Origin of the sequence: Sandarakinorhabdus sp. (assembly GCF_031430775.1) — a bacterium.
Taxonomy (GTDB): domain Bacteria; phylum Pseudomonadota; class Alphaproteobacteria; order Sphingomonadales; family Sphingomonadaceae; genus Sandarakinorhabdus.
Genome location: NZ_JANPCD010000103.1, coordinates 1 through 6210 on the forward strand (window position 1 = coordinate 1; position 6210 = coordinate 6210).

Consider the following 6210-nt stretch of genomic DNA (forward strand, 5'->3'; position numbering starts at 1 on the left):
TTCGTGAGGGTTGACGGGCAGCCCGGCCACATCGGCAACATTATATTCAAACGCGATGGCAAGTGCTTCGGGATCGGCTCCGGGCACCAGCGCCAGCACGGCCAAGGGTCGCTTTTCCCCGACGAGGTGCAAATTGTCGATGAAGCGCAGATCGGCACGCCAGTCGGCGCCGTCCATGGCGAGTATCAGCAAGACCACGGCGCCTTCAGCGACTTGCTGCGTGGCCTCGTCGATCGACATGACATCCAGCTGGGTGTCGGGCGGCAGCAATGACTGCACATCCAGCGCCGTGGCCGGATTGCCGCTACTGCTGACGAAACCGATCCTGAATGACATGTTGTGCCCAGCCTCGACCCCAGACAGGCTTGCCCGTCTGTCAGTTACGTTTTTTCCAGCGTCTCCGATGCCGGGGCTGCTCTCCGGCACCGCTGGGCAAGACACACCCTCATATGTCCTGCGTCATTCCTGCGCCCGCCTCGGTGCTTGGCATATCCCGGGACAACGCCTAGGAAATACTGCACCGAAGCAACTGCGCATCGGATGACACGCAGATGCAGACTATAAGAGATGCTTAACAGACAAGTGGTTAATGAAGACCTTATGGTGCTGGCACTGCGTGTGCTTGGGCATGTCGCCGGCGATGGCGACATGGGGCCGCGCTTGCTGGCCCTGACTGGCCTTGACGCCGATGGGCTGCGGGCGCGTGCGTCCGATCCGGCGCTGCTGGGCGCGGTGATTGCCTTTTTGATGGCGCGCGAGGCGGACCTGATCACGACCGCCGCCGCGCTTGAGGTGCCGCCGTCAGCGATCGTGCGGGCCGGCCAATCGCTCGGCGAGGATGAAATTTGACCAGACCGCTGATCATTTCCGATTGCGACGGCGTCCTGCTCGAATTCATCGCGCCGTTCATCGCATATCTCGATTCCGCGCATGGCCTGACCCTGCGCCTCGACAGCTTTGCCCTGACGGGCAATGTGCGGCACGCCGATGGCACGCCGGTTGCGCCAGAGCGCTTCCCGCCGCTGCTCGATGGCTTTTTCACCACGCATATGAATACGCAGATGCCAGTGCCCGGTGCGGTGCACGCGCTGGCGACACTGGCCCGGGATTGTGACATCGTCGTGCTCACCAATATCGCCGACCATCATGCGCAGGTCCGCACCGCCGAGCTGGCGCGGCTGGGCATGCCGTTTCGCGTCATCGGCAATCATGGTCCCAAGGGCGCCCCGATCAAGGCATTACTCGACGAGTTTCAACCGAGCCGCGCGGTGTTCATCGACGACCTGCCGCCGCACCACACATCGGCGCGTGGCCAGGTGCCACATGTCCACCGGCTGCACATGGTGGCCGAACATGCGCTGCGTACGCTGATACCCGCCGCGCCCGACGCCGATGCCCGCATCGACGACTGGCCCGATGCGCTGGTCCATATCCAGACAATCCTGAAAGGTTGACCGTCATGACCGATACACCCGAATCCCGTCTCGCATCGCTTGGCATCGTCCTGCCGGTCGCCGCGCCGCCGGCAGCCAATTATGTCCCCAGCGTCATGGCGGGCGGACTGCTGCATATTTCGGGCCAGATCCCGTTTGCCGATGACGGCAGCCTGGTCAAAGGCCGGTTGGGCGATGATTTCGACATCGCCGCCGGACAGGATGCGGCGCGGCGCTGCGCCATCGGCCTCATCGCCCAGATGGCGGCGGCCGTCGGCGACCTTGGCCGGGTGACCCGGGTGGTCAAGCTGGGCGTATTCGTGGCGTCCACACCTGATTTCACGAACCAGCCCGAAGTGGGCAATGGCGCCTCTGACCTGATGGTCGCGGTGTTCGGCGATGCCGGCCGCCATGCGCGTTCGGCAGTCGGCGTGGCGGCCCTGCCGCGCGGCGTCGCGGTGGAAATCGACGCCATCGTCGCCATTGATTGAGCCGGCGGACGCCCAGCCCTTGGTGGAAGTTTAGGCCTTGACCGAAACCCGCGTGCGTATTGTTGGTGCTGCTGCCGAAATTTCGGCGGCACATTGGAACGCGTGCGCCGGAGAGGACAACCCCTTCACCCGGCACGAATTTTTCGCTGCATTGGAGGAATCCGGCAGTGCCACGGCACGCACGGGCTGGCAGCCGGTGCATCTGGTGATCGACGGTGATGACGGCGCGCCGGCGGCGATCATGCCCGGCTATCTGAAATCGCACAGCCAGGGCGAATATGTCTTCGACCATGGCTGGGCCGATGCCCTTGAGCGGTCGGGCGGGCAATATTACCCCAAATTGCAATGCGCGGTGCCGTTCACGCCCGCGACGGGCAACCGCCTGCTGCTGCGGGACCCGGCGCTTGGGCCAGGACTGCTGGCGGGTGCCGAGGCACTGGCGCGCGCCAACAACCTGTCGAGCGTGCACGCCACGTTCCTGCCGCCGCAGCAGCAGGCCATGTTCGAAGACCGTGGCTGGCTGATGCGCATTGGTGAGCAATTTCACTGGCAAAATCAGGGCTATGGCTGTTTCGATGACTTCCTTGGCGCGCTGTCGTCGTCGAAACGCAAGGCCATCCGCAAGGAACGCATCCGCGCCGTGGAAAGCGGCATCGACATCGTCCATGTCACCGGCGCCGCACTGACCGAGGCGCATTGGGACGCGTTCTGGACATTCTATCAGGACACGGGCGCCCGCAAATGGGGCCGGCCCTATCTGACGCGCAGCTTTTTCAGCCGCATCACCGAAACGATGGGTGACCGCGTGCTGTTGATGCTGGCGCTGCGCGGCGGCGTGCCCATTGCTGGCGCGCTCAACTTCATCGGCGGCGACTGCCTGTATGGCCGCTATTGGGGCGCATCCGAAGACGTGCCCTGCCTGCATTTCGAGCTGTGCTATTATCAGGCCATCGAATGGGCGATCCGGCATGGCCGCGCCCGTGTCGAGGCCGGCGCCCAAGGCGCGCACAAGCTGGCGCGCGGCTATCGCCCGGTGCCGGTGGTGTCGGCGCATTACATCCCCGACGCCGGATTTCGCCATGCCATTGCCGATTATCTGGTGCGCGAAAGCCGGGCGGTCGCCGCCGATATCGAGGCGCTGGACATGGCCACGCCGTTCAGACGCGGCTAAGCTGCTGCCATGCAAGTTTCCAACATGAAAACCCTGTCTTTCCGCCTGCTGGCACTGCTGGCGCTTGTTGGGGCGCCGGCAGCGGCACAAACATATCGGCTCAGCGATGCCGAACGGGAATCGGTGAAGAACGAAGCGGCGCTCGGCCCCGAGCGCGCACCGGTGTTGACGCCGGTGCCACTGACAAAGACCTTTGCCGGGGCGCAGTCGGTGCTCGATCGCTCGCTTTATCCTGAATTGACGGATGGCGGTGAGGTGCGCGACCGGCGCATGCACGGCGAGGTCAGCGTCTTTGCCGGGAGCGGCGGCGCGCTGGGTTTTGCCGGCACCACGGCCTTTCCGCTGGGTGAAACCGGCATGGCCAGCATTTCGGTTGCCATGGGGCGGCTGCCCGGATTTGGGTTTGGCTCCGGTTTCAATCAGGGCTTCGGGGACCCGCTTGACATCGGGCGAGGGCCGTTTGGGCTTGGTAGATCGCAGGGGCGTTTTCAGGGCAGGCCCAGCTTCTAGCCGCCCGTCCTAGCCGCCGGCATCGCGGCGCTTGGTGCGCAGCGTTGGCGGCGCCGCAGCCGGATCTTCGGGCCAAGGGTGCCTTGGATAGCGGCCGCGTAGATCCTTGCGGACATCGGCCCAACTGCCGGCCCAAAATCGCGGCAGGTCGCGCGTGACCTGGATGGGGCGGCCCGCAGGCGAGGTCAGCCGCAACGTCAGCGGCACGCGCCCTTCACCGACATGCGGATGTGCGCAAAGCCCGAACAGCGCCTGCACACGCACATCGACAGCCGGGCCGCCGGGTTCGGCATAATCGATGGTGTGGTGGCTGCCTGCCGGAGTGATGAACTGGCGCGGCGCGAAGCTGTCCAGCCGGCGGATTGCGGCCCAGCCGATCAGCCCTTCGAGCGCGCCGGCCAGCCCGGCATCGCCCAGATCGCCAAGCCGCCGCCGCCCGGACAGGCTGGGCGCCAGCCATTGCGGCAGAGCAGCCAGAAGCGCGGCGTCGGACACGTCCGGCATGTCCGCAAGGCCTGATGCATGGGCAAAGCCCACCCTGGCACGCAAACCAAGGCTGGCATCGCCCCATGGCAGGACCGACAGGCCTTGGGCCGCCACGCCATCCAGCAGCGCGGCGGCAATCTGTGCCGGGTCGGCACGGGTATCGCTGCCGCGCGAAAGGGTTATGGCGCCCAGCCGCCGCACCGTGTCGGCGATAACGCCGCCGGTGGCAGGATCGAACGCCAGAACCGCCTCGCTGGTGATGCCAAGGCCAGGCAGGCCGGCGATGCTCGCCTCGTCGAGCGGCGCGCCAAGCAACAGCCGTGCGCCCGCCGCCGCGCCCGAGGCATCACCGACGACAATCCAGGGTGCGGACGCAAGCGGCTCATGCGCCTCGATGGTCACGGCGCGGCCATTGGCCATCAGATAGGGCGCGCCCGCCGCGCCCCGGCGCTTGGCCACCCGGTCTGGAAAGGCCAGCGCCAGGCACTGGCCGGCGGCATCTGCCGGCAGTTCATGGTCATCGCGACCGCCAGCAGCTTTCGCCCATCGCGCCGCCAGCTGCCGCGCGCTTTGCGCCCGTTGGCCCCGCTCGCCGGCCAACTGTCGAAGCCGGATATCAAGATCGCGGCTCGGCCCCCCCAGCCCGCGTTCCGTCAGCAGTATCGCCACGCGCGCCGCCAGCCCGGCCATACCCCGCGCAGCGGCCGCCACCAGCATATGGCCCAGCACCGGCGGCAACGGCAGCGCGGCGATACGTTCGCCGTGCGGCGTCGGCCGGCCATCGGCGGTGATGGCGCCCATGACCAGCAGCCGCGCCCGCGCCTCGGCCACAGCGGCTGCTGGCGGCGGATCCAGCCAGCGGAGCTGGCCCGGTTCGGCGACGCCCCAGCGCGCACATTCGAGCACCAGGCCCGTCAGGTCGCTTTCAAGAATCTCGGGAGGGTCGAAACGCAGGCGGCCGGCTGTCTCGGCGGCTTCCCACAGGCGAATGGCGGTGCCGGGTGCTGTGCGGCCCGCGCGGCCGGCACGCTGGGTGACGGCGGCCTGGCTGGCGCGCTGCGTCACAAGCCGGGTCAGGCCGACGCTGCGGTCATGGCGGGCGCGCCGGGCCAGCCCTGAATCGATCACCACCCGCACGCCATCGATGGTGATCGATGTTTCGGCGATGCTGGTCGCCAGCACCACCTTGCGGGTGCCGGGCGGCGGCGGCGCGATGGCGGCACGCTGGTCCATGCCGTCGCGCGCGCCATAAAGGCGGTGGACGGTGACATCGGCGGCAATCCTGCCCTCCAGCCGCTCGGCCACGCGTTCGATCTCGGCGGCGCCGGGCAGGAACGCCAGCACGCTGCCCGGCTCCTCGGCCAGCGTGCTGCGGATGGCGCCGGCCATGGCGTCCTCGATGCGGATAGCGGCATCGCGGCCGATATGGCGCAGCGTCACCGGGAACATCCGGCCCAGGCTTTCGATACGCACCAGATCGGGCAACAGCGTTTCATAGGCGGCGCCGTCAAGCGTTGCCGACATCAGCAGCAGCCGCAGGTCGGGCCGCAGCGCCGCGCGCGCATCGAGCGTCAGTGCCAGCGCCAGATCGCTTTCGAGGCTGCGTTCATGGATTTCGTCGAACAGCACGCCGGCGACGCCGGGCAAATCCGGGTCGGCGACCAGCATGCGGGCGAAAATGCCCTCTGTCACCACTTCGATGCGGGTGGCGGCTGATACCTTGCTGTCCATGCGGGTGCGATACCCGATGGTCTGGCCAACCGCCTCGCCGGCCTGCGCCGCCATGCGCTCGGCCGCACTGCGCGCCGCCAGCCGGCGCGGCGACAGCAGGATCAGCTTGCCGGTGCCCAGCCATGGCGCATCCAGCAGGGCCGGTGCCACAGCCGTGGTCTTGCCGGCACCGGGCGGCGCCACCAATGCCACGGGCGCGCCGCGCGCCAGGGCATCGCGCAGCGCCGGCAATATGTCTTCGACAGGCAGGGCCATGCGGCGGGATTGGCCCTAGTGGCCGCCAAAGGCCAGAAGCGAATGCACATCGACGCCCGCAGCACGCAGCCGCGCAGCGCCGCCAAGGTCGGGCAGATCGATGGCAAAACGCGCGCCGACGACATCGGCACCG

At 67.5% G+C, this 6210-nt stretch carries 7 protein-coding genes; 5 read left to right on the forward strand and 2 right to left on the reverse strand.

The window, feature by feature from the left end:
* Positions 1–336: hypothetical protein (locus RMQ73_RS06285; RefSeq protein ID WP_310497229.1), on the reverse strand; the 336-nt coding region annotated here is incomplete at its 3' end.
* Between the two features lie 246 nt (positions 337–582).
* On the opposite strand from RMQ73_RS06285, the gene RMQ73_RS06290 reads away from it, so the two are divergent.
* Genes RMQ73_RS06290 through RMQ73_RS06310 form a run of 5 tightly spaced genes read left to right on the forward strand, consistent with a single transcriptional unit; the run spans position 583 to position 3605 of the window.
* Positions 583–849: a DUF3572 family protein gene (locus RMQ73_RS06290; RefSeq protein ID WP_310497230.1), complete on the forward strand. Its 267-nt coding sequence runs from the start codon at positions 583–585 to the stop codon at positions 847–849.
* Positions 846–1454 (forward strand): HAD family hydrolase, encoded by a 609-nt coding sequence (locus tag RMQ73_RS06295; protein ID WP_310497231.1) that lies wholly within the window; start codon positions 846–848, stop codon positions 1452–1454. Before RMQ73_RS06290 ends, RMQ73_RS06295 begins: the two co-directional genes overlap by 4 nt.
* Before the next feature lie 5 nt (positions 1455–1459).
* Complete coding sequence (locus RMQ73_RS06300; RefSeq protein ID WP_310497232.1) at positions 1460–1924, forward strand: RidA family protein; 465 nt, start codon at positions 1460–1462, stop codon at positions 1922–1924.
* A 37-nt stretch (positions 1925–1961) separates the two neighbouring features.
* Positions 1962–3095 carry a GNAT family N-acetyltransferase gene (locus RMQ73_RS06305; RefSeq protein ID WP_310497233.1) on the forward strand — a complete coding sequence of 378 codons (1134 nt, stop codon included), beginning with the start codon at positions 1962–1964 and terminating at the stop codon, positions 3093–3095.
* 24 nt (positions 3096–3119) lie between these two features.
* On the forward strand, positions 3120–3605 hold the full coding sequence (locus RMQ73_RS06310; RefSeq protein ID WP_310497234.1) for a hypothetical protein: 486 nt from the start codon (positions 3120–3122) through the stop codon (positions 3603–3605).
* A 9-nt stretch (positions 3606–3614) separates the two neighbouring features.
* On the opposite strand, the gene hrpB is transcribed toward RMQ73_RS06310, so the two are convergent.
* Positions 3615–6077, reverse strand: coding sequence for an ATP-dependent helicase HrpB (gene hrpB / locus RMQ73_RS06315; RefSeq protein ID WP_310497235.1), 2463 nt, complete (start codon positions 6075–6077; stop codon positions 3615–3617).
* Positions 6078–6210 lie beyond the last annotated feature (133 nt).